Origin of the sequence: Halolamina salifodinae (assembly GCF_017874235.1) — an archaeon.
In the GTDB taxonomy this organism is placed as follows: Archaea; Halobacteriota; Halobacteria; order Halobacteriales; family Haloferacaceae; genus Halolamina; species Halolamina salifodinae.
Genome location: NZ_JAGGLC010000003.1, coordinates 41,369 through 62,427 on the forward strand (window position 1 = coordinate 41,369; position 21,059 = coordinate 62,427).

At 48.3% G+C, this 21,059-nt stretch carries 26 protein-coding genes; 12 read left to right on the plus strand and 14 right to left on the minus strand.

All coding sequences use genetic code 11. The features are described from left to right. Position 1 precedes the first annotated feature (1 nt). Genes J2753_RS07160 through J2753_RS07185 form a run of 6 tightly spaced genes read left to right on the plus strand, consistent with a single transcriptional unit; the run spans position 2 to position 3,455 of the window. Entirely contained in the window at positions 2-340 is a 339-nt protein-coding gene (locus J2753_RS07160) for a hypothetical protein (protein ID WP_209491257.1), read from the plus strand. Continuing rightward, a complete protein-coding gene (locus J2753_RS07165; RefSeq protein WP_209491258.1) occupies positions 337-894 on the plus strand; it encodes a hypothetical protein in 558 nt (185 codons plus the stop codon). The genes J2753_RS07160 and J2753_RS07165 overlap by 4 nt, the downstream gene beginning before the upstream one ends. Beyond that, complete coding sequence (locus J2753_RS07170) at positions 891-1,442, plus strand: hypothetical protein (RefSeq protein ID WP_209491259.1); 552 nt, start codon at positions 891-893, stop codon at positions 1,440-1,442. Before J2753_RS07165 ends, J2753_RS07170 begins: the two co-directional genes overlap by 4 nt. After that, the gene (locus tag J2753_RS07175) at positions 1,439-2,035 is read left to right on the plus strand and encodes a hypothetical protein (protein WP_209491260.1); all 597 of its coding nucleotides are present in this window, start codon (positions 1,439-1,441) and stop codon (positions 2,033-2,035) included. The genes J2753_RS07170 and J2753_RS07175 overlap by 4 nt, the downstream gene beginning before the upstream one ends. Then, positions 2,032-2,778: a hypothetical protein gene (locus J2753_RS07180; RefSeq protein ID WP_209491261.1), complete on the plus strand. Its 747-nt coding sequence runs from the start codon at positions 2,032-2,034 to the stop codon at positions 2,776-2,778. The genes J2753_RS07175 and J2753_RS07180 overlap by 4 nt, the downstream gene beginning before the upstream one ends. Next, positions 2,775-3,455, plus strand: a complete 681-nt coding sequence (locus J2753_RS07185) for a hypothetical protein (protein ID WP_209491262.1) — start codon at positions 2,775-2,777, stop codon at positions 3,453-3,455. Before J2753_RS07180 ends, J2753_RS07185 begins: the two co-directional genes overlap by 4 nt. 625 nt (positions 3,456-4,080) lie before the next feature. Here J2753_RS07185 and J2753_RS07190 read toward each other — a convergent pair. After that, complete coding sequence (locus J2753_RS07190; protein WP_281064188.1) at positions 4,081-4,587, minus strand: metal-dependent hydrolase; 507 nt, start codon at positions 4,585-4,587, stop codon at positions 4,081-4,083. 350 nt (positions 4,588-4,937) lie between these two features. Between J2753_RS07190 and J2753_RS07195 the strand changes: the two genes are divergently transcribed. Beyond that, positions 4,938-5,543, plus strand: coding sequence for a hypothetical protein (locus J2753_RS07195; protein ID WP_209491264.1), 606 nt, complete (start codon positions 4,938-4,940; stop codon positions 5,541-5,543). Positions 5,544-5,669: 126 nt separating this feature from the next. Here the strand turns inward: J2753_RS07195 and J2753_RS07200 are convergent, their stop codons facing one another. Continuing rightward, positions 5,670-5,864, minus strand: a complete 195-nt coding sequence (locus J2753_RS07200; protein WP_209491265.1) for a hypothetical protein — start codon at positions 5,862-5,864, stop codon at positions 5,670-5,672. Between the two features lie 139 nt (positions 5,865-6,003). On the opposite strand from J2753_RS07200, the gene J2753_RS07205 reads away from it, so the two are divergent. From J2753_RS07205 to J2753_RS07220, 4 genes are all read left to right on the plus strand, one after another. After that, positions 6,004-6,246 (plus strand): hypothetical protein, encoded by a 243-nt coding sequence (locus tag J2753_RS07205; RefSeq protein WP_209491266.1) that lies wholly within the window; start codon positions 6,004-6,006, stop codon positions 6,244-6,246. Positions 6,247-6,372: 126 nt separating this feature from the next. Further along, positions 6,373-6,933, plus strand: a complete 561-nt coding sequence (locus tag J2753_RS07210; protein WP_209491267.1) for a hypothetical protein — start codon at positions 6,373-6,375, stop codon at positions 6,931-6,933. Between the two features lie 2 nt (positions 6,934-6,935). Next, positions 6,936-8,951 (plus strand): minichromosome maintenance protein MCM, encoded by a 2,016-nt coding sequence (locus tag J2753_RS07215; RefSeq protein ID WP_209491268.1) that lies wholly within the window; start codon positions 6,936-6,938, stop codon positions 8,949-8,951. A 398-nt stretch (positions 8,952-9,349) separates the two neighbouring features. Continuing rightward, entirely contained in the window at positions 9,350-9,868 is a 519-nt protein-coding gene (locus J2753_RS07220; RefSeq protein ID WP_209491269.1) for a hypothetical protein, read from the plus strand. A 6-nt stretch (positions 9,869-9,874) separates the two neighbouring features. Here J2753_RS07220 and J2753_RS07225 read toward each other — a convergent pair whose 3' ends face one another. Together J2753_RS07225 and J2753_RS07230 are read right to left on the minus strand one after the other, a co-directional pair. Next, positions 9,875-11,227 (minus strand): hypothetical protein, encoded by a 1,353-nt coding sequence (locus J2753_RS07225; protein ID WP_209491270.1) that lies wholly within the window; start codon positions 11,225-11,227, stop codon positions 9,875-9,877. 82 nt (positions 11,228-11,309) lie between these two features. Next, on the minus strand, positions 11,310-12,995 hold the full coding sequence (locus J2753_RS07230) for a PEGA domain-containing protein (protein ID WP_209491271.1): 1,686 nt from the start codon (positions 12,993-12,995) through the stop codon (positions 11,310-11,312). Positions 12,996-13,117: 122 nt separating this feature from the next. On the opposite strand from J2753_RS07230, the gene J2753_RS07235 reads away from it, so the two are divergent. Then, a complete protein-coding gene (locus tag J2753_RS07235) occupies positions 13,118-13,891 on the plus strand; it encodes an MvaI/BcnI family restriction endonuclease (RefSeq protein WP_209491272.1) in 774 nt (257 codons plus the stop codon). 9 nt (positions 13,892-13,900) lie between these two features. Here J2753_RS07235 and J2753_RS07240 read toward each other — a convergent pair whose 3' ends face one another. The 10 genes from J2753_RS07240 to J2753_RS07285 form a co-directional block, all read right to left on the minus strand. After that, positions 13,901-15,244 (minus strand): DNA adenine methylase, encoded by a 1,344-nt coding sequence (locus tag J2753_RS07240; RefSeq protein ID WP_209491273.1) that lies wholly within the window; start codon positions 15,242-15,244, stop codon positions 13,901-13,903. A 225-nt stretch (positions 15,245-15,469) separates the two neighbouring features. Next, the gene (locus tag J2753_RS07245) at positions 15,470-16,303 is read right to left on the minus strand and encodes a DNA adenine methylase (protein WP_209491274.1); all 834 of its coding nucleotides are present in this window, start codon (positions 16,301-16,303) and stop codon (positions 15,470-15,472) included. Continuing rightward, the gene (locus tag J2753_RS07250) at positions 16,300-16,632 is read right to left on the minus strand and encodes a hypothetical protein (RefSeq protein WP_209491275.1); all 333 of its coding nucleotides are present in this window, start codon (positions 16,630-16,632) and stop codon (positions 16,300-16,302) included. Before J2753_RS07250 ends, J2753_RS07245 begins: the two co-directional genes overlap by 4 nt. A gap of 63 nt (positions 16,633-16,695) precedes the next feature. Next, positions 16,696-17,316, minus strand: a complete 621-nt coding sequence (locus tag J2753_RS14675; protein WP_209491276.1) for a cold-shock protein — start codon at positions 17,314-17,316, stop codon at positions 16,696-16,698. A gap of 63 nt (positions 17,317-17,379) precedes the next feature. After that, a complete protein-coding gene (locus J2753_RS07260; protein ID WP_209491277.1) occupies positions 17,380-17,883 on the minus strand; it encodes a hypothetical protein in 504 nt (167 codons plus the stop codon). Positions 17,884-18,116: 233 nt separating this feature from the next. Beyond that, complete coding sequence (locus tag J2753_RS07265; RefSeq protein WP_209491278.1) at positions 18,117-18,476, minus strand: hypothetical protein; 360 nt, start codon at positions 18,474-18,476, stop codon at positions 18,117-18,119. After that, positions 18,469-19,119, minus strand: coding sequence for a hypothetical protein (locus J2753_RS07270; RefSeq protein ID WP_209491279.1), 651 nt, complete (start codon positions 19,117-19,119; stop codon positions 18,469-18,471). The genes J2753_RS07265 and J2753_RS07270 overlap by 8 nt, the downstream gene beginning before the upstream one ends. Beyond that, positions 19,112-19,657 carry a hypothetical protein gene (locus tag J2753_RS07275; RefSeq protein ID WP_209491280.1) on the minus strand — a complete coding sequence of 182 codons (546 nt, stop codon included), beginning with the start codon at positions 19,655-19,657 and terminating at the stop codon, positions 19,112-19,114. The genes J2753_RS07270 and J2753_RS07275 overlap by 8 nt, the downstream gene beginning before the upstream one ends. Positions 19,658-20,113: 456 nt before the next feature. Further along, positions 20,114-20,647 (minus strand): hypothetical protein, encoded by a 534-nt coding sequence (locus tag J2753_RS07280; protein WP_209491281.1) that lies wholly within the window; start codon positions 20,645-20,647, stop codon positions 20,114-20,116. Further along, positions 20,637-21,047: a hypothetical protein gene (locus tag J2753_RS07285; RefSeq protein ID WP_209491282.1), complete on the minus strand. Its 411-nt coding sequence runs from the start codon at positions 21,045-21,047 to the stop codon at positions 20,637-20,639. Before J2753_RS07285 ends, J2753_RS07280 begins: the two co-directional genes overlap by 11 nt. Positions 21,048-21,059 lie beyond the last annotated feature (12 nt).

The window sequence follows — 21,059 nt, forward strand, 5'->3', positions numbered from 1 at the left end:
GATGCCGTTAGTACTCAGGGATAGGGTCGGGCTGTTCGGGTTGTTCCCGTTATTCTTCCTGAACTTAGCCGTCAGCACCGCCGCCGTAATCCTCTACAGGATTGTGCCTATCGTGGCGCTCGCCCTCGCCTGGGCGTACCTGTATGTCCTGCTGTTACAAACTCGGATTATGGCGGTTCTCGTAGTTACGGGATTCGTGACTACTCCGATTATTGCACGCTTCACAGATGCGTTCACACCCGATGTAGCGGTGTACTCGATGGGTGTGTTGGCGGCGTCGGTCGTTGCCGCTCATCTGGTCGCAGTCGTGATTTCAGCACTAACGGGATTCAGAATATGAAACGACGAACATACCTTTCGACAGTAGGAGCATCGGTCGCACTACCGCTCGGAGTCGGCAGTAGTGTCTTCAACGAACTACAAGAACCAGACCGCCTCACTCCCGACGAGTTCCGACAGCAGATTCCCGAACAGATAGGGAATTACGAAGGCGGAATCGTACACGAAGGCGAGACGAACAATTCGGGAAAACTCCTCATCGCCATATATCAAGACACGGAGTGGCCTGTCGGGATACAGTACATCGAGCAGAACGACCCACAGATTATAGCGATGATGTACTGCACACACCACTATCCAGATTCACTCTCTGAAGGGGTGACTCGTCTTTCTCGATTCTTCTCGAAAGTGGATGTGGAATATGAACAGCTGAGGGACGGCTACCTCGAATACATCACCTACGAGTTTAGTGATGGGTATCGAGTTAGGACAGAATACGACCTTCGAGACAACGGTAAAAAGCATAGAGCGTGGGTCAACGGAGACCTCCTCACCTTCGATGACCAAATCGAACGGAACGAGCTGGTTAACGAAGAGGTGCAATCCCGACTATGAAACGGAGACAGTACATCCAATCGGTCGGTGGTATCGCACTCACGCCCACGCTGTCGCTCGCTCGCACGGATACGAGCGGGCACATCACGCCTGAGCAGTACAAGCGGCGAGTTCCTGATTCAATCAAAGGGATTGAATTAGAACTCAAAGAACACGATATAGAATCCCTCGGGAAGCATATCTTCTCGCTTTACTCTAAACACCCACTACACCCAACTATCACATACACAGAACACCCACCCGATACAGAGGGTAGGTCGCAGGTTATTGTCGATTTTGGTCGCTTACGATATGGGTTTGAGACTGTTTCAGGTGCGGTTCGATTTCTCCGACAAGTTATGACTCGGGTTGAGTATGAGAGGCGGGTTCGTGGAGAAGATGCTGGATATGCGTATGAATCGTATACGGTCGATGATTGGACGCTGACTGTACAGCTAGATAGGGACGACGAAGGTAGTACTGTAGTTATTGACGGCGAGCGAGTCGGATTTGAATCTCGGAAAGAGCGGTACAGAGTCGTCAAGCAACTAGTTCAGGAGAGAATATGAAACGACGCAACTACCTCACCACGGTCGGTGGTATCGCTCTCACACCAGCACTATCACTAGGTAAGACAGAAAGCGAAACCGAACCCAATCCCGAAATCGAACACCCTGCCTTAGAACCACTTGAAGAAGTGCGGTTGGCTCCCGAGGAATACAAACGACTATTGCCAACCGTTATCGGCGTGGAAGACGGCACGCTCGAAGTCTCACACAACGAATTCAAACTCGGTGTCGGGAAACTCATCCGTTCATACTACAGCCACGACCCGACTCTGAGAGTTACCTACACCGAAAAAGCTGAAAACCAAGTCCGAGCGAAAGCAGGCGGTCTCTTCTTTTACCCCGACTATCTAAATCACGCTGCATCGTTCCTGTCTCTATTCGATAAAAGAGTCGAGTACAGACGCAAAAAGACGGAGAGATTCGTCTTCCACACTTACACGATAGACGGGTGGAGAGCTACGGTGAGAGACGAACTCGGGCCAACCGAAGAACACTCTTTCGCTGTAATCGACAACGACGGAATCTCGTTCAAAAGTCGAGAAGAGAAGCGACAGCACATCGCCCAAGAAGTCACAGAAAGGATATTTCGATGAAACGGAGACAATACATCGGAACGGTCGGTAGTATCGCTCTTACCCCGATAGCGACCACTACAGAAGTCCGTGCATCATCTGATGAAGAAGAGAGCCTTACAGTAAACGAGATAAAAGAAGCATCAAACGCTTTTGTCAAACGCTACGATGTAGGGACAGTAATCTCGGTCGTTATACCTGATGAGGTAGACGCTCTCAGTATAGGCGTTAGTATCGAAACTAACGGCGACCAGTTCGACCATCGCTACCTCGACTCAGCGAAAGACCCAACCGAATCTCGGGACGATAAGAACATCTGGCACTTTTTACACCAGTATCGAGACGCATCCCATACTGTCTCCATCAATCGACGGGGACAGGAAAGCATCGAGGTCGAGAAGACTGAACAGAATATTCTCGGAAATCCAGGGATAGAATTCACTCACGATACGAGAAAGGTTGCCGACACGAATTTCGCCACGATTCAAATTCTGCCTGAATCAGGCGTCCAAATCGGCTTCGACCTCGACAACGACTACGACTGGCTCTCCTTCGAGACCTACGACGAAGAAACTGGAGAGTGGGTCGAACATCGATGGGAACAGAAATACATCGAGAAATTTGACGAGTCTCGATGGGTCAATATGTGCGGGTGTGACCGTCCGATGCCGACAGTACTCCGTTCTCGGGGACGGCTCAAACTGTTCGGAGTCAAGAACGGCGAGAAAGAACACATCCCAATAATCCGTCGAAGACAACGATGAATCGGAGAGAATACCTACAGTCAGTCGGAGCGGTGGGAGTAGTTCCCTACGCCGACCTGTCCTCGGTAAGCGATGAGTCGATAGATGCGTTCTGCTATATCAAACGGTACGAGGCGGGCACAGTCCTCTCTCTATCCGTTCCATCGGGTCGAGGTGACTATCTCTCCATCCACGGTTGGACTGCCAATAACGACCACATAGTACACTCTCCACGCCTTGACGAGCCAAACGAATCGGATGGAGACGACGATGTGTATCACTTCTTCAACCAAGAACCAATCGAGGACTTCGAAATCTCAATTACCGAAGACGGTTTTATGGAGACAGTCGAGACCCGAGACCGATGTATCGGGTACAACCCACACCACACCTTTCTCGATGGTGTTGAATATCTTGGAGAAATTGACCTGTTACGGATAGGCGTGAGCGATACATCCGCTCACATCTTGTACGACCTCGACAGCGACTACGATGCGATACTCTGGAAGACTTACGATGAAGAACGAGGAGAGTGGGTACAACATCCCGATGACGCTCAAGATGCAATAGAGGGCGACTCGCTTTGCCCGCCTGAGACAAAATCTCCTGGATTTCTGCGGAGTAAGCGATTGCGAGCCAAAGGAATCGTCGGACAGTCAATCAAACCCATCCCCATCATCCGAGACCGTCAGCGATAATCATCTACTGTTTTTATACAATATAACCCAGGTTATATGTAGGGAAGAGCGAAGCTTAGCTCGACATGGGACGCTATCCAAATTGTCCATCGTGTGGAAAAGATATCAAAGTGAACAAAATCTACCGCCTGGAAGCAGACGGGTTTGTCTACCATAGTTGCTATAAGTGTGACAACATCTTCGAAGTGACGCCCGCATAGCCAGAGAGCACAGGTCTGCTCAGGGATGACAGAGAACGCTTCTACTTTCCGAATTTGTACGATAGAAGTTTAGAACTCGTAGAATTTAGCAATTAGAGAGCGTGTGAGCGTTACGGGCGTTGGATGAATCTGATAGTGTTGAGTGTAGGGTGAACGAGATTATTATCGAGAAAACCAACTTTTAGAACGGGAACGATGCGAGTACATCGACCGAATCAATCATAAGCGGCACTACATCCGACACAAAATCTGGTACTGGGTCTGGGAGACTATCTGGTACTGCGTCGGGTAAACTCGGCATATTAGGCACATCTGGCATATTTGGCATATCTGGAGCACTCGGTACTTCTGGAATTTCTGGAGTTGATTGTAGCAACTTCATACTATCTTGTTTAATATTCAACACTAAATATATGTCGGAGTTTTTAGAAAATACTGAGATAGATGACGGTTCCAATCGCAAACAGCCCGATGAAATACAGGACGATGTTAACGAACGGGTTTGCTGAGGTCGTCACACCAGCTGCATAGCGAGTTTTCTTCATCGGGGAAAACGGTTGGATTCCAGATTTCGTGAGCCAGTCCCCGATTAGGTGAAACACGATAGCGATAACGACGAACGCTCCAACAATCAGAGCGAGCCAGCCTCGACTAATCGATATCATCTCTACGAGAATACTCGGGAGTTTCGGCATCAGTAGATACACGCCAACTCCGAAGACGATAGCCAACACTACCGCTCCGAATAGCGTGTGCGTGATTCCTCGGTGTTTCACAAAGGGAAGCGACCAGTCGATATCAGGGTAAGTAGCGAGACCGATGCAGACGAAGAATCCGATGGCGGCCACGACATACATCTTGATGTAGAGGAGACCGAACAGTATCGGAGCGAAAAGCAACATAGCGAGTCCCTGATGACCTTTTCCGTACATAATTCTCGAAGTAGTTTAGTGGAGTTGGATTTCTTTGAAAGTCCAGTAGTCAGCGTGAGAGTGTTCTAATCGGGCGAGAATCTCTTTATCTCGCAATTGTTCGAGAACGGAATACACGCTCATCTTCTTCATATCAAGGTAGTCTGCAATCTGCGAGACCGTCGCCGTCCCGACCTTGTGCAAGTACAAGACAATCAGTTTCGCAGAAGACGATTCAACTCGTGTAAGAATATCTGTAATTGTTGACATAACAATACAATTATACAACGCTGTTGGACGCCCAAATATATTTCGGAGTTTATCTCCGCACAATTAACCCTTTAGGGATAAAATATAAAGAATATGATACTATGGCACAATCAGCCAAGACGCCTGCAAAGGCGAAACAGTTACTCGAATCGGATATCGAACAAGCAACCCCAGAAGGCTACGAAGGCTCAGAAGACTACGGACGAACAGGCGAAGAACGAAAATTCGACGGTTGGATTGGTGATATCGGTGAAGCGTTCTTTCATAGGCTCGTCAAACACCAAACTGATTTTGAAGTCGAACATCTCGGTGGCAAAACCGAACCTGATTTTCTGCTCGACGGCGTGTCCGTCGATGTAAAAACTCGAACCGTAATCGGGGACAACAAACGAGACCTTCTCGTTCCCAACGATATCGAAGACTACCCACACGACTTGTATATTCTCCTGCGATGCGTATATGTAGGCGATTGGGAAGACCTCCCTCGCTACGAACGAGACCTCTACGGACTCGAACTCATCGGCATCTGGCAAGGAGAAACAGTCGTTGAAGTTTGCGAACCTTTCAATCCAGAGTGGGTGCAAGGCCGTCCGTCCCAGAACTACCGAGGAACGGTGAAGTGCGAATACGACACGAAAGACGGAGACGACTGGATGGATTTAGGAGACCTCGTTCGACTAGTCCGAGACAAGAAGTCCGACGATTGAATATCCCTATTTTCTGCTTTTAGAATAACAGTATAGTATAGTATTTACTAGAATAGCTAATTAGCTATTTTCTTAGCTATTAGCTATTTGTTAGTATAGTAGTATAGTGGTGTTTTGAAAAAGAGTCTATCCAAGAATCGGGTCGTGGGAGAAGTGATAATCGTCATCCACGGTCTCGTCTCTTCGTTCGAGTTCTTCAATCAAGATATCGTGTAACTCGTCTTCACGATAATCGTCTTCGAGCTGGTCGATAACATCGATTATCTCGTTAGCATCGAAATCCGAAGGTCGTTCAATAATCTGTTCGGCCACACTCTGCATATCTAAGTTGGTAAGTGACATAGTGTAAATAATTCTATATCTTGTAGGGTTAGTAAACCATCGACGGTTAGATTATTTCACAAAAATTCTTCTGGGGATAACCCTTTTAACCCCTCACCACATATAACAATATGTAGATATGTCAGATAACTCAAACTCTACGACAGTAGTACAAGACAGCAAGAAAGCCAACCTCAACGATTCGGGGCAGACGACGATTCCGAAGCGATGGAGAGATGAAATTGCAGAGAAGTTCGACTGTGATGTTGAAGCGGTCGAGATGAAGTTCATCCTCGAAGATGGCGAGCCTAAGTTCGTTCTCGAACCACGGATGCTCGTCTCTCCATCTCAGGTTGCAGACGCAGAACAGGCAGAGAAGTAACTCACGGAATTAGAAAATTAATAGAAATTATGACACAATCACATAAGCATACGCACGCACGGTTTAAAAAAGTATCGGAAGTTAGACAAGTCTATCCAAGATTGGGTGTAGTCGCCCGTGGAGGTGATGGCTACTAACGACGAAGCAGTTAGCGTCTCAGTTTCGATGCCTCAGTCGGAGTACGAACGGGCAGACGAGATTGCTGACCAGATGGGTATCTCGACCTCGAAGTGTATTCGAGAAGGACACCACCTTCAGCCAGGCGGCCTCGAAGAGCAAATTTCCCAACTCGAAGATACTATTGAGAGTCTCGCAAACGAAATCGAGGAGAAGCAGTCAAAACTCGATGCAAAACGAGCGAGACTCGAACACTTGAAAAAGAAGCTCGAAGAGCGGGAGGAAGAAGAAGAGGAAGACGAAGCACGGTTGCAGTCCGCTATCAACCGCATCGCTTCATACTTCGCTCTCGACCCGAACCAAGAGCAGCTCAACTTCGACAAACTCACAGAATCCGATGTGGAGACAATTATCCGACTTGACGATGAAGTGACGACTGTCGAAGAAGTGTACGATATGGCACGCTCTCGTGCCGATGAAGTGGAACCGACCGACTACCTCGATGACGAGTTTGTACGACTCAACGGAGGTGATGAATCAAACGACCTAACAGAAAACCTTGACCTATAATTATGATTGACCAACTAATCGATACAGAACCAGAACGGAACGAAGGACTTGTAAAGTCCCTCAGAGCACAGCTTGAAGATTGGAACACTATTACATACAGTTACGACTCTGACGAACGGACGCAGACAATCGAGATTGATTGGGATGCGTGCGTTGCGATGGAGAAAGACCTCGATAAACTCTTCCAGCGAGACCCAACAGGCGCACTCTTCAACTTAGAGATTGCGGCGGAAGAACATCTTGAAGCACACCCAGAGTTCGACGGAGAAGAAGTTACACAGTACATCCGATTCACCAGCGATGATGCAGACGGGAAACGGATTGATGAAACGATGAGTGACGATGTGGGCACCCTCGTCCACATCACAGCGTCCGTTGACCAAGTATACCCGAAACACGATGTGATGACGCACGCCATCTTCCGATGCGTTAAGTGTGGTACTCGGAACGAACGGTCACAGAAGGTCGTCACCGACCAGCTCCGACACCCAAGTATCTGTGTGAACGAAGAGTGCAACAACTCTGCCAACTCCAACTTCGTCCTCCTCGAAGAACAGTCAACGGTCAAAGACCACCAAATCATCAAACTCTCTGATGAGGCAACTGCTGACCGACAGGGCGAAGAGATTGATGCTCACTTATTCCATCCCTTCCTCGACAGCGTAGAGGTCGGGGAGAGCGTCACAATCACGGCCATCCCACAACGCTACAGAGACAATCAGAACGACCTTACCCAGGAGCGGGAACTGGTCGTCCTCGGAATCGACAACGAACGAGAATCCTATAGCCTCTCGGAAGAGGAACGAGAACGCTTCCAGAAGATTGTGGATTCAGGAAACGCAGAACAAGTCTTACACAACTCCCTCGCCCCACACATCGTCGGTGAAGATATCCGAGACGCAAAACAAGGCGTCCTGTACGCTACTGTATCTGGCAACATCTCATGGATGGACCGACCAGACCTCAACATCCCACTTATCGGAGACCCTGCCGTTGGAAAGACGCAGATTCTCGATTTCGTTGAGGATGCAGTTTCACAGTCGATGCTCTCTGAAGGTGGAGCAACCAGTAAAGCAGGATTGCTCGGGATGGCGATGAAGGACGAACGAACAGGGAAGTGGTACGCTCACGCTGGTCCGTACTTTAGATACCGAGATGTGATGGTTGACGAACTCGCTGATATGAAGACCGAGGATATCTCTAAACTGAAGAGTGCCCTCGAATCTCAGAGTCACACCATCACGATGGGAGATGTTCGGAAGCAGAAATTCACGACCGACGGTTCGTTCCTTGCAGCATCGAACCCTATCGACGGGAAGTTTGATGAACACGAACCGCTCGATGAACAGTACGATTTCGACCCTGCTGTTCTATCTCGATTCGACCTCATCTACATCATCCAAGACTCTCAAGATGAAGATGCCGACCGAGAGAAAGCGATGGCCGTGATGAACCGCTACCAAGAAGCAGCTGCTGAAGACCCTGACCACGACCGCCTCAGCAAATCCGAGTTCGGGAAATTCGTTGAATTCCTCAAGGAGAAAGAACCTGCACCTCCAGGTGAAGAAGAAGCAGAACACATCGCAGATAAATTCGCTGAACTCCGAGAAGATAACTCGGACAACATCGACCTGCGTAATATTGAAACAGTCAACCGTATCGCAGCCGTATCCGCCCGCCTAAACGGACACGACCAAATCCAAAAAGAAGACCTCTCCAAAGGCTTCGAGATGTTCGTCGGCTCCGTCAACCAACTAGCCGACGCTAATATTGACAAATCGATGCTCTGGTCTGGACGGTCAGAAGAACAGACAGAAGCGATGGAGAAAGTCGTTGATGCTGTTGAAGCCCTCCATCATACAGAAGATGATGAACCAACTCGGGGAGAAGTGGAACGACGAGTCGTGATGAATAACCAGCTCGACCAGCAGACAATTCAGTGGGCTGTTGATAAGCGGCTTGAAGATGATACGCTGTATGAAGATGATGAAGGTGTACTCCACACAACTAAGAAGTAACTATTATTAACCATATTATCAATTGACAATTTTATTAATAATTGACAATTTTTACTATGTAGTGTTTTACTCTAGCTTCAAAATCAACTAATCTTCTTTATTCTATTCGACCTATCTTATCTCGTAACTCGCTATCTATCCTATCGTCGGTCTTCTCTCTTCTCTCCTAATCCTGTATTCTCCTGTTCTTCTTGAGTCTGTGTTCCCCTATTTTCTGCATCCTTATTCTCCTTCTCTGCTCTATCATATCTCGTCTCTGTTCTCTCCCCTCTACTCGGGTCTTATCCTGTCTATTAGTGTCGTAACTGAATTCACAGTCTCCGAATCGTTACAATCGGGTGCAAATAATTGTAGTTTGTTTGAAAGGATTAGTAGGGTTGGAGTTGCTATATTATACTATGAACATCACGAAACGAGAAGAAGATATCTTAGAATCGTTGTACAAAGAAGACGGCCCGCTGAGTACTACTGAACTCAAATCTTCGACGGGAATCGGAACAAAAGCGATTGGATACTCAGTCAGAGAGAAGCTCGAACCTGAAGGTCTCGTCTCTTACGAGTATGAAGAATCGAACGGTACGGAAGTCCGAGTCCACGAGCTAACCGAAGAAGGCGAGTCGAAGATTCAGCGAGGACTTATCGGAGATGTGTTTGGTAAGTCGTCTGAAAGTGACCCTGAGAAAGTAGCACTCAAGGCTCAGGTAGACGAGATGGAAGACCGCCTGGAGAAAGTCGAGAACAAGACGCAAGCCAACAAGCAAATCCTCGACGGCTTACAAACTCGTCTCGATAAAGCGGTCGAATATATTGAGAAACACGATACTCGTCTCAACGGTCTACGATGGGCGTTAGAAGATTCTTCGTTGATGCTCTCCATCGAAGAGTATGTGGAGAAAGTTCGAGAGAACAGCGAATAATAATTTTTAGTCGGGATAGGCGTAGTCGATGAGCCATCCGACGATTCGGAACGGGAGGAGGAAGAACCATAGTGATATTTTCCAGATGATGATGAACGGGTAGAGGAGTATCATCACAGGGAGTTTGAAGATTTTGAACAGGAGGGCGAGTCCGATGCCGCCGATGACGACTAGAGCGAGAATCCCGAGTATGAGTTCCATCGATGGGAGATACTCGCTAAGGATATCTGCGAGCGTGTATTCTTCACTGCCGCCTGCAATAACAGTTGAACTCCCATCATCTCTAACGACGGCCACCGACCGATGATAATTCGAATCGTGGGATATCTTAGTCTCATAAACGAGGTCTCCCGTGCTTGTGTTGTAGAGGCGGTAGATGAGCGTGGGTGTATCCGTGGAAAGATTCGTTCCCTGCCGAGTCTCGAAGTTGTGGAGGTATCCTGAATCGTATTCAAGCGTGGAGAGTCGGTGTGAGGTCTCGTTAGATGGATTGGCTGTGTGGAGTACTGTTTCGTTTGAGTTAGCGGTCGTGCCGTACTTTCTCAATTCATCGCCAACAGAGGCGTAGACTTTGCTTCCATCTGATGCAGCTGCTCGAAGGTTATAATCTGGTTCTACATACGACCATGTGGTGTTCCCGTTCTTGCGGAATTCGAGATACGATTCGCCTCCAGTCTGATAGACATACCCTTGACTTGTATACTGAATTCGAGTAACTGATTCCTTGAAGTTATCAGTCTGATTCGTCCCATCGTAGATGAAGGTCGTATTGAGGTCAGGGCTGTAAGCGGCTTGTTGGAGTTGACCGTCTTGGAGACCCATCGAGTACGCCTTTACAGGCGTCATCTCGTATGTGTACATCTCCGTCATCGAATCCGACTCGAAATTGAATTTGTAGGTTCTGTCGGGTGTGTTAAAGTAGAAGGTCGAATTATTAGCTTGAGCAAATCGTCCGAGTTGGTCGGTTGTGAGATTGAGTTTGTGTGATTCTGTAATTCCGCCAGAGAAGTTGATAGCGTATGCTCTGACAGTATTGTTATCTCCTATTGTGAGAGCGTAGATTTTGTCAGCGGATTCGTCGGTGGCGACTGTAATTGCTGATTCGTTTCCTGTTCCAGAAGCGTTGAGTGCTGTTGCCCAAGCGGTCTCGTTTGTTTGCGGGTCTACGGCGTAGACTGTATCTTTGACGGGCGTTCCGTTCTTATCTTCGAAGGCAGTAAAGACGAGAAGGTCTGCGGCTTCGTCTGGAGGGCTACTATCTGCTGCTGTTACATCGCCTACGAACATCGTCGGGCCGACCGTGCCGACGAGTAAGAGTGCGATGATAGATAAGGCGAGTAATTTCGAGAAATTTACCATACGAAAAATACTCTTCTCCGCATCTAAAAATATGTCGGAGTTTTAACAAGAAGTCCGAAGCCGACCTGTGCTCTCTGAAGAGTTAGAATCCTTGTCGGGCTTTGCGAGCTGAGTAGAGAGCGAGCAAGAGTAAGAATAAGAAACTACTGCCGCCACCGATTCCGTAGAGGATTATATTCATATTCGAGCTTAATCCATCGGAACTTCCGCCACCACCGATAATAGTACTCCCACCATCAGAATCGTTCGTTGTGTTCGTTGAATCTGTTTTTTCAGAGAGTCTGAACGATATCTGAGTCGTGTTGTTTTCTGAGATTGAGATTGATTTGGACTCAGTAAAATACCCAGGCTTGCTAATCGTTACTGTATATGATTCTCCTGCAGTTAACTCGGTCTCGACTGGGGCTGTCGTATTCGAAGCTGAGTATACTGATTCGCCCGCAGAATCGTTAATTTGGACAGACAAGTTTTCGAGTTCAGTACTGTTTTTGTCTTTTACGCTGGTGATGTTGAGATATCCTGTTCCGACATATTCCATAGAGAATTTTTCCGTGTTTGTCCGTGCGTGGTAGATGGTTGTGTCGTTGACTCGCTGTTCTCTCAACCCGAGGCCGTCTACCTTGATATCGTATGTCCCGCCGTATGCGTCGATATAATTATGCCCAAACTCAGCAGAGTCGTTTTGGTAGATTTTAGCTCCTGATTGGTCGTAGATAGATATCTGATATGAGTGGTTATATTCATATACAGTCGCTTTATTGATAGTCACATCAAATTCTCCGAGAGAAGTGAAGGTCAGGTTAGCTATCCAGCCGTTGCGAAAAAAATCGTGAGTTAAATTTTGAGAGTTTTTAGTTACCTCTGTAACGACCGTTCCAGTGTCCGTGTCGAACTCGACGAAGGTTTCGTTGATATCACCCTGAGCGGATGATTCTGGCTTGATTTGAGCGTTGAGGACAATCGTTCCGTTTGGTTTGACGACTGCTCTCTGCACATAGCTTGGGTGAGTATATTGAATCTCGTAGACGGAATCACCTGTAGAGCGGTCTACGATATGCATATCATAGGGGTCGTCTGTTCTGTTGGTATACACGCTGACGACGACATACTCATCCGTCGCCGCAAGGATATCGTTCTCGTTTCCGTTGAGTGTGTTAATAGTATCCGACTCGTAGGAGCTTACTGAGATGGTCTTGTCCGTAGTAGTAGAGATATTACCCGTACCGTCATAGGATGCGTTGTCAACGGTGATTGTAGCGTTTTTATCGATACTGTAGATAGTATCTTTAGAGAGCGACTGACTCTCGTGGCTTACGCTGGTGAGGAGATTGTCTGATGGGTCGAGAGCGAGTTGCGTCACATAGTTATCGGTTCTGTTGGTGAGATTGCCCGTGCTTGCGTTTAGGGTATAAATTTCTTTGTTAGAGGCAACATAGACATACTCGGAAGTCCCGACGACAGAAGCGCCAGTAAGACCACTACTGAGGTTAGAATTAGTCACCTCGGTCTGCCAGATGATTGTACCCGTCTCGTTGTATGCTGTTATCTCGGTCGTGGTGGAACCGCCGTTAGTGGTGGCTTCGAGCCAGGCGATATCTGTCGAGATTTGAGCGTCTGTTTCGTTCCCTACTGGTTCGCTGTCACCGACGGAGTTCATCGCCGCTACGGTGAGGATTGTTGTCCCTGCGACCGCTAGAACGATGAAGAGAGCGACAGCTGCAATAGTGAGTTGTTCGCCTAAATTTGAATTTCGTAGAAATCCAATCATATTAATTACACTATTGTCGAGTCCTATATAATTAATCCTTGACAAGTAGTGTGTTGACTTTCTACCTGGAGTGATACTCTGGTGGCAAAAGCTAAAGCTATTGAGCTAAACCATCGGGACAGATGCACGGCAACTTCGAATCGTTCGATGAGTTCGTAGAAAAACTCGAAGAGATAGAGAATATGGGATATGTCAAATCCCATCGGAGTGGGAATACGGGCATCGGTAAAACGCTCGAAGACCTACTCGGTATCGAGGAGAACAACATCCCTGGTCCTGACGCTGCTGGTGTCGAGCTGAAGTCCGCCCGACGGGACTCGGGTAGTATGATGACTCTGTTCACGAAAGAACCACCCCGAGGTTCCAGAGAACTGTGGGCGTCGTCGCTCGTGGAGAAGTACGGGTATGAAGACGATGACGGACGGCCCGCACTCAAGGTCACACTCTATGTGGATGAGTACAACAACCAGGGCTTCCGCACGGTCACGAACGAAGAAGGTGTCCACATCGAACACGAAGACGACGGTATAATCGCCACATACCCGCTCGACTACCTGCGAGACACCTACGAAGAGAAGTTCCCCGAGATGGTTCTCGTGGAAGCGGACACGCAAACTATCGACGGCGATGAGTACTTCTGGTACAACGAAGCGTTCTACCTGGAGGGGTTCGACGCCGCCGAATTCTTGAATTTGATTCGGGAGTCTATCATCAAAATCGACCTGCGGATGCACTTGCGGGACTCGGGCGGCGCACGCAATCACGGAACAGCGTTCAGAATCAAAGACACCTCGAAGCTCGATAGAGCGTTCGAGACTCGTTCGCAATTAATCGACGGTATCGGTCGGGACGCAACAGTCACCGAAGACCCACAGCAAGGACTCAGCGACTTCTGAGTTAAGTGGTCACGGCGCTCTGAGAATAACGATATTCTCGTTCGCCATCAGATTCCCTTTCGTTCCCTCGATGTTCTCAGGGGCGTTCTCCCACGGAAGCGTCTTGTTCGGGATTTCTCTTGGGAGATTAACATCGAACTCGTAGCCGAGATGCTCGCACAACTCTCGGGTGATGAGGTGCGTCGGGATGTTCACTCGGCTCATCGTCCGATTGGCGACAACCCACGCCACAGGCTGACCTGACTTGGTGACTTCGGCCACCTGTTCCATCACGGCGTAGTAATCCCTGAAGAAGTCCATCGCATCTTCTGCACGCCCGTCCTTCTCCCGAAGCGTATCGAGCGTGACTTTGAGTGTCTCCGAGTATTCTTCCAACTCAGAGAGCGGTTCGAGAACATCATACCGCCCGCCAAGCCCTGTCTTGTCCACATCCTTCATCTCGTCGTAGGTGACTTTGCCTGTGAGGAGAGCAGGGTCTTGCGAGAACTGCCCATAGGCAACCGTGGTCTGGTGGTCGCCGTATGGAGGCGAGGTGATGACGATATCGGCTTGATTCTCGCCAACATCATCAACTGCAGAGCGGGAGTCGGAGTAGTGGATGGTCGTGTCGAGGTCGTGGTCTACACGGTTCGAGTACTCCCGCATCTTCTCGATGTTCCGCTTCAGTTTCTTCGTGAAGATAGCCTCCACATCGGGATTGTGGTCTTCTCGGTCTTCCTCGGCAAGCCTGTAACGCTTGTACTCGCCGTTACGCTGGTAGGATACCTTACGGGTCGTGTGGGAGAGAACGATGCGGAAGAAGCGTGCATACGCCTCTCCAAACTCATCGTCAACCGAATCGATGCGGTCTCGGAGAGCGGTTAGTTCGTGGAGCTGCGGTTCGGGGAACCAACCATCACGCACATCGGGCATCTCCAACCACGACACTTCTCCGTCTTCCTCGTATGCTTCACGCACTTCTCGAAGGTCTTCCGACAGGCCGTCAACCAGAGCATCCCGAGCCTCACTCAGACTACCACGCTCTAACGGGATAGACTTCGCCTCGGAGAGCATCACGGCGAACGGATTGATATCGTTCCCTTCGGCGTTGAGACCGTGTAATCGTCCTTCGACAGCGGTCGTCCCACTCCCGCTGAACGGGTCGTATACAAGGTCGCCCTCTTCGATGACGCCCTGTTGTTTGTAGTGTCCGAGAAGCGTATCGGGAATCTTGGGAATCATCCGAGCAGGGTAGTTGTGCAGTCCGTGCGTGAGGTACTGCGTGTCGGAAGATTCGAAAGTCCAGTTATACGATTCAAGACTGTCGTCGTCCGTTACGACGCCTTCGATAGTAGATTGATGTGAGTTAGTCATGCGTGATGCGTAGTCGCTTGTGCAGATGGTTGGTGGTCGAGTTTATCGTCTTTTCGCTGTCCGTCTGAAGATGTTCCTGGCACATCAGTATCGAGACACTCCAGGGTAATATAGGTACTTTATTTGATAGTTTAGCTAAACGAGTTGAGCTTTTACTTTCCAAGATGATACCGACGACTATCCACACGAATACGATACTCCCCAAGCCGACCTGTGCTCTCAGAACTATTGGCTACTATCCCAGTCGAAGTCAATACGGTCGGATGGGCCTGTCCACGACTCAACTTCTGTCGGGTCAAAATTCGAAATCAGTACTTCATCCGCTTCTGTAGAATTCGTATCCTGGACGACTGACTCTTCGCTAATCACATACCATCCGTCGGGAAGGTCGAACGGAATCTCGTTCCCATATGAGAGTAGGAAGTACCCGTCTATGTCTTGGAGTGTGTTGAGAAGACGGTCGTGGTCAAACTCGCCGTCGTGATTGTAATAATCGTCACCTCGGGCATACGGCGGGTCAAGGTAGTACAGCGTTTCGTCGGTATCATATTTCTCGATGACTGCCTGATAATCTCGATTCTCTAGGATAACTCCACGAAGCCGTTCTGCTACATCATACACATGGTCTTTCTTCTTCTCCCAAGTTCGGGCACGATTTCCACTACGGGATGCTTTGAACCCGTTAAGACTTGTTAGGTCGGCCTGCATCGAAGCAGTTGCCACGAGGAAGAATCGAGCTGCTCGTTCAACACCATCGTCAGGATACTCGCCGTTGATGAGTTCCTGCTGGTACTCCTGATAGAGTTCTCGGGAGTATGGTGTCAGTTGAATCGCTTCAACAAGTTCGTCGGGCCGTGTTTTGACTATCTCGAAGAAGTGGACGATGTGGGAATACCCATCGTTGTAGACTTCAGAGTATGACCGTTGCTTGTTGAGGAGTACGGACGCCCCACCACCGAACGGTTCACAGTAAATTCTGTGTTCAGGAAACTGGGAGATAATCCAATCCGCTAGACGAGTCTTCCCGCCAATATACGGAACTAGCGTCGTCTGACTCATAGAGCATCAGGATAATCACCTCCGAGGTCGAAGTCGTGGTCTGGGTTGTCTGTCTGTTCGTAATTATGATGCTCTGAGAAGTAATCGAGAACATCGTCTCGGGTTTGAATCGTCCACTCTCTACCGTGGAGGTAACTCCCGTCGAGGTCGGAGAAATCGTGTTCTCGTTGCTCGTCTAGTTCGCCGTCGATATAGACGATGAATTCTGCGTGGTCGTCGTAGACGATAGTGTAGCGAGTCTCATAGCGTCGTTTCATCGTATCGTATTTCGCATACTCGAAGATGATTGGTTCCGAATCTGTACTCTCTTTAGTTGATTGTGTCATCATATATATTTATATGTATTGAGGGGTTAAAGGGATTGTCCCGAAAAGAAATAGAAAGCGGTCGAATTACTGGCGGACGAATTGATACTCGAACTCGTATGGTTCGAACATCCGTTCGACTGTTGCTCCTACAGCGTTTGTGGAGACCTCGACCAGGAGTTCTTCGTTAACGAGTCCAGAGAGTTCGTTCTCGAAGTATTCGCTTAGGTACGGGTCTTCCATCTCTCTCCGTGAAATCGTCCAGTAATCGGAGCGTGTGCCGTCTGTGTAGGCGAAGATTCCGATGCGGTTGTTGTAATTGTAGAGTCGGACTTGTGGGCTGTCGTCATCAAGGCGACCGACACCGATTGTTACATCGAGGACTTTCTGGGAGTCTCGTCGGAGCCGTTCGAATTTTTCGAGGTCGAGCTGCTCGTTCGGGTCGAGGTCTGTTGGATTGTTAGCGAGTTCGAGGTTGGTGCATCGTGGGCTTTTGCCGTTGAAGTCGAGTTGGACGATTACTTCGTCGCCTTCTTCGAGTTCTGTGGCTCGGGTGAGGCCAACATCTTCGATATGATAGAACGCATCTTCTTCGAGGTCGTCTACGGAGATGAATCCGAATAGGTCAGATTCTTCGCTGACGAAGGTGACTGTGCCTTCGTGTTGTTTGCTTGCTGTACTGTCGTCAGGTTTTGTTTGAGCTGACATAAGGAGCGTTGACGGAATCGAACCGTCGGGCGTGTTTCAGCCATCACCTGAGAAACGCTTAGATTAGTGGAGGTGGACACGCTCGGTCTCCACGGAGCCGTCAGCGCAAAGGTAGTACTCTACCTTGTCTGTGCTACACTCCTTGTTGTAATCGTCACAACCCTGTGTGTTGTCGTACACAAACTGTCGCTCACCAGCGTCAAGGTCTGAGAGCATCGCATCAACATCATCAACATAGTCGTATACTGCGACGATTTGACCAAATTCAGATTCTATCTGCTGGACTTGTTGGCGGTCATCTGCTCGGCGGAGTTGGACACCACTAACTTCCTGACCATCAATTTCAACATCGTTCCAGAATTTGAGTACATCGTCCTCACCGTGCATCTCTTTGTAAAACCAATCTGAATCGATGTTTTGTCCGTCTACGGTCATCTGGTTTTCTGTGTTAAGTGTGCCGTCAGCGTGGAGTGTTGCTGTGTAGTTGATTTTAACTCGTCCGTTTTTGAGGGAGAGTGTCTTGTCGTATACGGTTCGTGCGTCGGATTCATCAGTAGTCTGACTCATCATATATATGTATATGTGTTGAGGGGTTAAAGGGATTACCCCGAAAAGAAATACTATGAAAGAAACTGCACAACGAGTTGAGACAAGATATGAAGATATCTCACCCGCTCACACGCAAACCACTACTATACTACTAATAATAAAATAGCTAATAGCTAAGAAAATAGCTAATTAGCTATTCTACTATTATACTATTATACTATATCTTAGAAAATACAGGTCTGTCTTGGGAGTTAGGATTCAGCAACTTCTTCATCCCGAGTCTGCTCATCAGCGCCAGCGTAGAACATCGAGTAGGTTGTGTGGCCGATGGGGTAGACAGCAAACACTATCCCGATGATAGTTATCACAACTGAGCTGATGGTGACGCCGAGTAAAACGAGACAGACGCTCACACCACCAACTAAGAATAGATAGTCGAGGAAGTCGAATCGTTTGAGAATCCAGTTGGTGATAACGAGAGCTGGGCCGCCGCCAATCACGCTCCCCAGATAGTAAGCGCCGACATGTTCGACCGTCCCGAAGACAAGATAGACGATGACAGGGAAGACGAGGAGAGAGATACTCCATAAGAAGAGATGGTCTTTACGCATACGCATCACCCGACGAATCATCGGAGAAGTTGACGACCGTGTTCAGGTCGATGTGGTTTCGCTGTTCGGTGATTGATTGTTCGAAGACCTCTGGATGCTCGAATTCTTCTAACGGGAGGGAAAACATCTCCGTTCGTCCAAAGCCGAAGAAATCAGTCTTATCCTCCCAATAGCCGATGACATACTTCTGACCATCATCTCGATACTCAAGTTCCCACTCTACGATTTCGATGTGAGACCGTGGCAGTTGGTCAGAGAGTTCAGTTTCGGGCGTGCGTTCTGGATTGTCTGGTTCTACCTCAACTGAGACTGTTTCAAGTTCATCCTTTCGGATGAAACGCCGACAGTCCCTATCTGGGGTTTCGAACTTCCAGGAGTAAGAAATCGGATTTATAACATAAAATTCTGGGTTTTTCTCATACACTTCTATCCAAGGAGATTCATCATCGAAAACCCGAGTCCAATAAATCTCCATCGTGTCTCCAATAATCGAGCCTAATTCTTCTTCGATTTCATCTAGTGAAGCGTACTTGTTATCAGATTCTCGTTTTCGCCGTATTGCTTCGACTTTCTTCTCACCTCCACAAATTCGAGTAATTTCATCTCCAAGATATACTCGAAGTCGGTCGATAGGGTTACGCATACGCCTCACCCGATTCAGCATCGGCAAGTTCGAGAACTTCATCATAGAGGACTTCACTAGACTGTACCTCGGATTCATCATACAACTCATCGAGGAAGTTGAGAATATACTCGTCATCTGTTGGCGTCGATACATCGTCGTCATCATCCCGAAGCCCGTAGAATAACTCTACGACCGTGTAAGTCTCTAAAATCTCATCACGCACATCTTCGAGGAGACCGACGAACTCGACCGTATCCCTGGACGGGTCGTTGATTTCGTCTTGAACAAGGTTGATGAGGTCTACCAGTCGTTCGATGAGACTGTATTCGTAGTACCCTTCCGTTGGCCCATACTCTTCGATGTATTCGTGAAGAGGTTCGAGTTCGGCTTTGCTTCCGTGTAACTGTTTGATGTGGTGTTTTCGCTCGATTACATCGAGAGCGTCTTCACACCGCACGATTTGCTTGACTCGATGATGGTCAGTATGCTGTTCATCTTTGGGTTTGTATGCGACCCAGACAGTCGGATATACAAAATCCTGTTTAGTATCTGTCATAATTCTAACTAGCATATCCAAGCCTATTAGTTTACTGGCGAGGAGTATTTGAAGAAAAGTAATCGAGTTAGGATTGAGTGTGAGTTAGTCTTCAGAGAGCACAGGTCGGCGTAGGCAGAGCGTGCGAGCCATCCAATAGTAACTCCGACCAGACACGCACCACCGACGATAATCCCGCCAGCATACGCTTCAGCCTGATATGAGACACTATCAGAATAACTCACAAACCATCACCCGCACACTGGCGATATACTTTATGAGTGAGAGTCTGAATTGGCATCTCTTTCGTCGCATACATCTCACCACCACAATCTGGACACCCGAAATCGAACTTCGGTCCAGCATCTACCATCCACCGACCACCACAGTTAGTGCAGATGAAAACCGTGAGTGGAGCGACGAGAAGAAGAATAATACTGATTAATAGTCCGATGAGAAGACCGATTATACTCAAACTCACAAGTCATCACCCTCAGCGTCGAGGTCGTCTTCATCGAACTCAGCTAGAATAGCGTACTTCTCACCGTCTACGACGACTACACCTTCAGCTATTTCTTCCATCTGTTCGGGATAGTTAGTATAGACAGCATCCGAGCTAACGCCGAGTTGGTCAGCGATTCGCTCCTTCGCAACTTTGTCTTCGAGATAGCTTCGCAGATGTTCTACGGTCTCTTCGTATTCTTTGTCTGGATGACCGAAGTAATCCCACAGGCTTCGGAGTTCGTCTTCTGTAATCTCGCCTCGGATGTGAGATTCAACTGCTTCTCGAAACGCTCCTTCGTCGTAGGTGTTTGACGGGTCATGTTCGACTACTTCAGCGGAGACTTCGACTTGGAGTCGTCGCCCACAATCTTCGCACACAAGTTCGACTTCGCTTACATCGAGACCGCCGATATAGTGGAAATACTTCCCACAGACACAGTGTCCCCGAAGTCCGTCAACGGCTTCGAATCGGTCAGAGAGGTCGATATCCTCGTCACTATCCGTCATCGTAATCACCGTCGTTTCCGACAGAAGACTCTGGAACAAGCTGTATACCGACGACCTGCTGCTCGGCTATTGCTTCCATCTCTTCACGGTTCTGTTCAACATCATCCGACCGAATCCACTTTCTCACATCACTCCGACTCACACCATCTTCTTTACACAGATGAGTCGAAATCCCCGTCTCAACTTCTGGCGTCAACCAGAAGATGAACAACTCTTCCGTCTCAAACACAAATCCTTCAGGATAGGATGCAAGGCCATCATCGAGTTTGAATAGTGGTGGATTGTTACCGTGCTTATAACCCGTAATTTGAATCACATCCGACCAATCTATTCCAAATACTTCCTCTAATTCCGATTCAATCACATCTGGTTGCAAGTACTTTTGCTTATAACCAATCATATGTAAATAAGT

Coding starts and splice junctions, on each gene's coding strand:
- J2753_RS07170 (WP_209491259.1), top strand. CDS start 891: ATGAAACGGAGACAGTACATCCAATCGGTCGGTGGTATCGCACTCACG.
- J2753_RS07220 (WP_209491269.1), top strand. CDS start 9,350: ATGAACATCACGAAACGAGAAGAAGATATCTTAGAATCGTTGTACAAA.
- J2753_RS07240 (WP_209491273.1), bottom strand. CDS start 15,244: ATGACTAACTCACATCAATCTACTATCGAAGGCGTCGTAACGGACGAC.
- J2753_RS07250 (WP_209491275.1), bottom strand. CDS start 16,632: ATGATGACACAATCAACTAAAGAGAGTACAGATTCGGAACCAATCATC.
- J2753_RS07210 (WP_209491267.1), top strand. CDS start 6,373: ATGGCTACTAACGACGAAGCAGTTAGCGTCTCAGTTTCGATGCCTCAG.
- J2753_RS07200 (WP_209491265.1), bottom strand. CDS start 5,864: ATGCAGAGTGTGGCCGAACAGATTATTGAACGACCTTCGGATTTCGAT.
- J2753_RS07230 (WP_209491271.1), bottom strand. CDS start 12,995: ATGATTGGATTTCTACGAAATTCAAATTTAGGCGAACAACTCACTATT.
- J2753_RS07260 (WP_209491277.1), bottom strand. CDS start 17,883: ATGAGTCAGACTACTGATGAATCCGACGCACGAACCGTATACGACAAG.
- J2753_RS07180 (WP_209491261.1), top strand. CDS start 2,032: ATGAAACGGAGACAATACATCGGAACGGTCGGTAGTATCGCTCTTACC.
- J2753_RS07280 (WP_209491281.1), bottom strand. CDS start 20,647: ATGACGGATAGTGACGAGGATATCGACCTCTCTGACCGATTCGAAGCC.
- J2753_RS07245 (WP_209491274.1), bottom strand. CDS start 16,303: ATGAGTCAGACGACGCTAGTTCCGTATATTGGCGGGAAGACTCGTCTA.
- J2753_RS07160 (WP_209491257.1), top strand. CDS start 2: ATGCCGTTAGTACTCAGGGATAGGGTCGGGCTGTTCGGGTTGTTCCCG.
- J2753_RS07185 (WP_209491262.1), top strand. CDS start 2,775: ATGAATCGGAGAGAATACCTACAGTCAGTCGGAGCGGTGGGAGTAGTT.
- J2753_RS07235 (WP_209491272.1), top strand. CDS start 13,118: ATGCACGGCAACTTCGAATCGTTCGATGAGTTCGTAGAAAAACTCGAA.
- J2753_RS07165 (WP_209491258.1), top strand. CDS start 337: ATGAAACGACGAACATACCTTTCGACAGTAGGAGCATCGGTCGCACTA.
- J2753_RS07205 (WP_209491266.1), top strand. CDS start 6,004: ATGTCAGATAACTCAAACTCTACGACAGTAGTACAAGACAGCAAGAAA.
- J2753_RS07195 (WP_209491264.1), top strand. CDS start 4,938: ATGGCACAATCAGCCAAGACGCCTGCAAAGGCGAAACAGTTACTCGAA.
- J2753_RS07285 (WP_209491282.1), bottom strand. CDS start 21,047: ATGATTGGTTATAAGCAAAAGTACTTGCAACCAGATGTGATTGAATCG.
- J2753_RS07225 (WP_209491270.1), bottom strand. CDS start 11,227: ATGGTAAATTTCTCGAAATTACTCGCCTTATCTATCATCGCACTCTTA.
- J2753_RS07275 (WP_209491280.1), bottom strand. CDS start 19,657: ATGACAGATACTAAACAGGATTTTGTATATCCGACTGTCTGGGTCGCA.
- J2753_RS07215 (WP_209491268.1), top strand. CDS start 6,936: ATGATTGACCAACTAATCGATACAGAACCAGAACGGAACGAAGGACTT.
- J2753_RS07190 (WP_281064188.1), bottom strand. CDS start 4,587: ATGTACGGAAAAGGTCATCAGGGACTCGCTATGTTGCTTTTCGCTCCG.
- J2753_RS14675 (WP_209491276.1), bottom strand. CDS start 17,316: ATGTCAGCTCAAACAAAACCTGACGACAGTACAGCAAGCAAACAACAC.
- J2753_RS07265 (WP_209491278.1), bottom strand. CDS start 18,476: ATGCGTAAAGACCATCTCTTCTTATGGAGTATCTCTCTCCTCGTCTTC.
- J2753_RS07270 (WP_209491279.1), bottom strand. CDS start 19,119: ATGCGTAACCCTATCGACCGACTTCGAGTATATCTTGGAGATGAAATT.
- J2753_RS07175 (WP_209491260.1), top strand. CDS start 1,439: ATGAAACGACGCAACTACCTCACCACGGTCGGTGGTATCGCTCTCACA.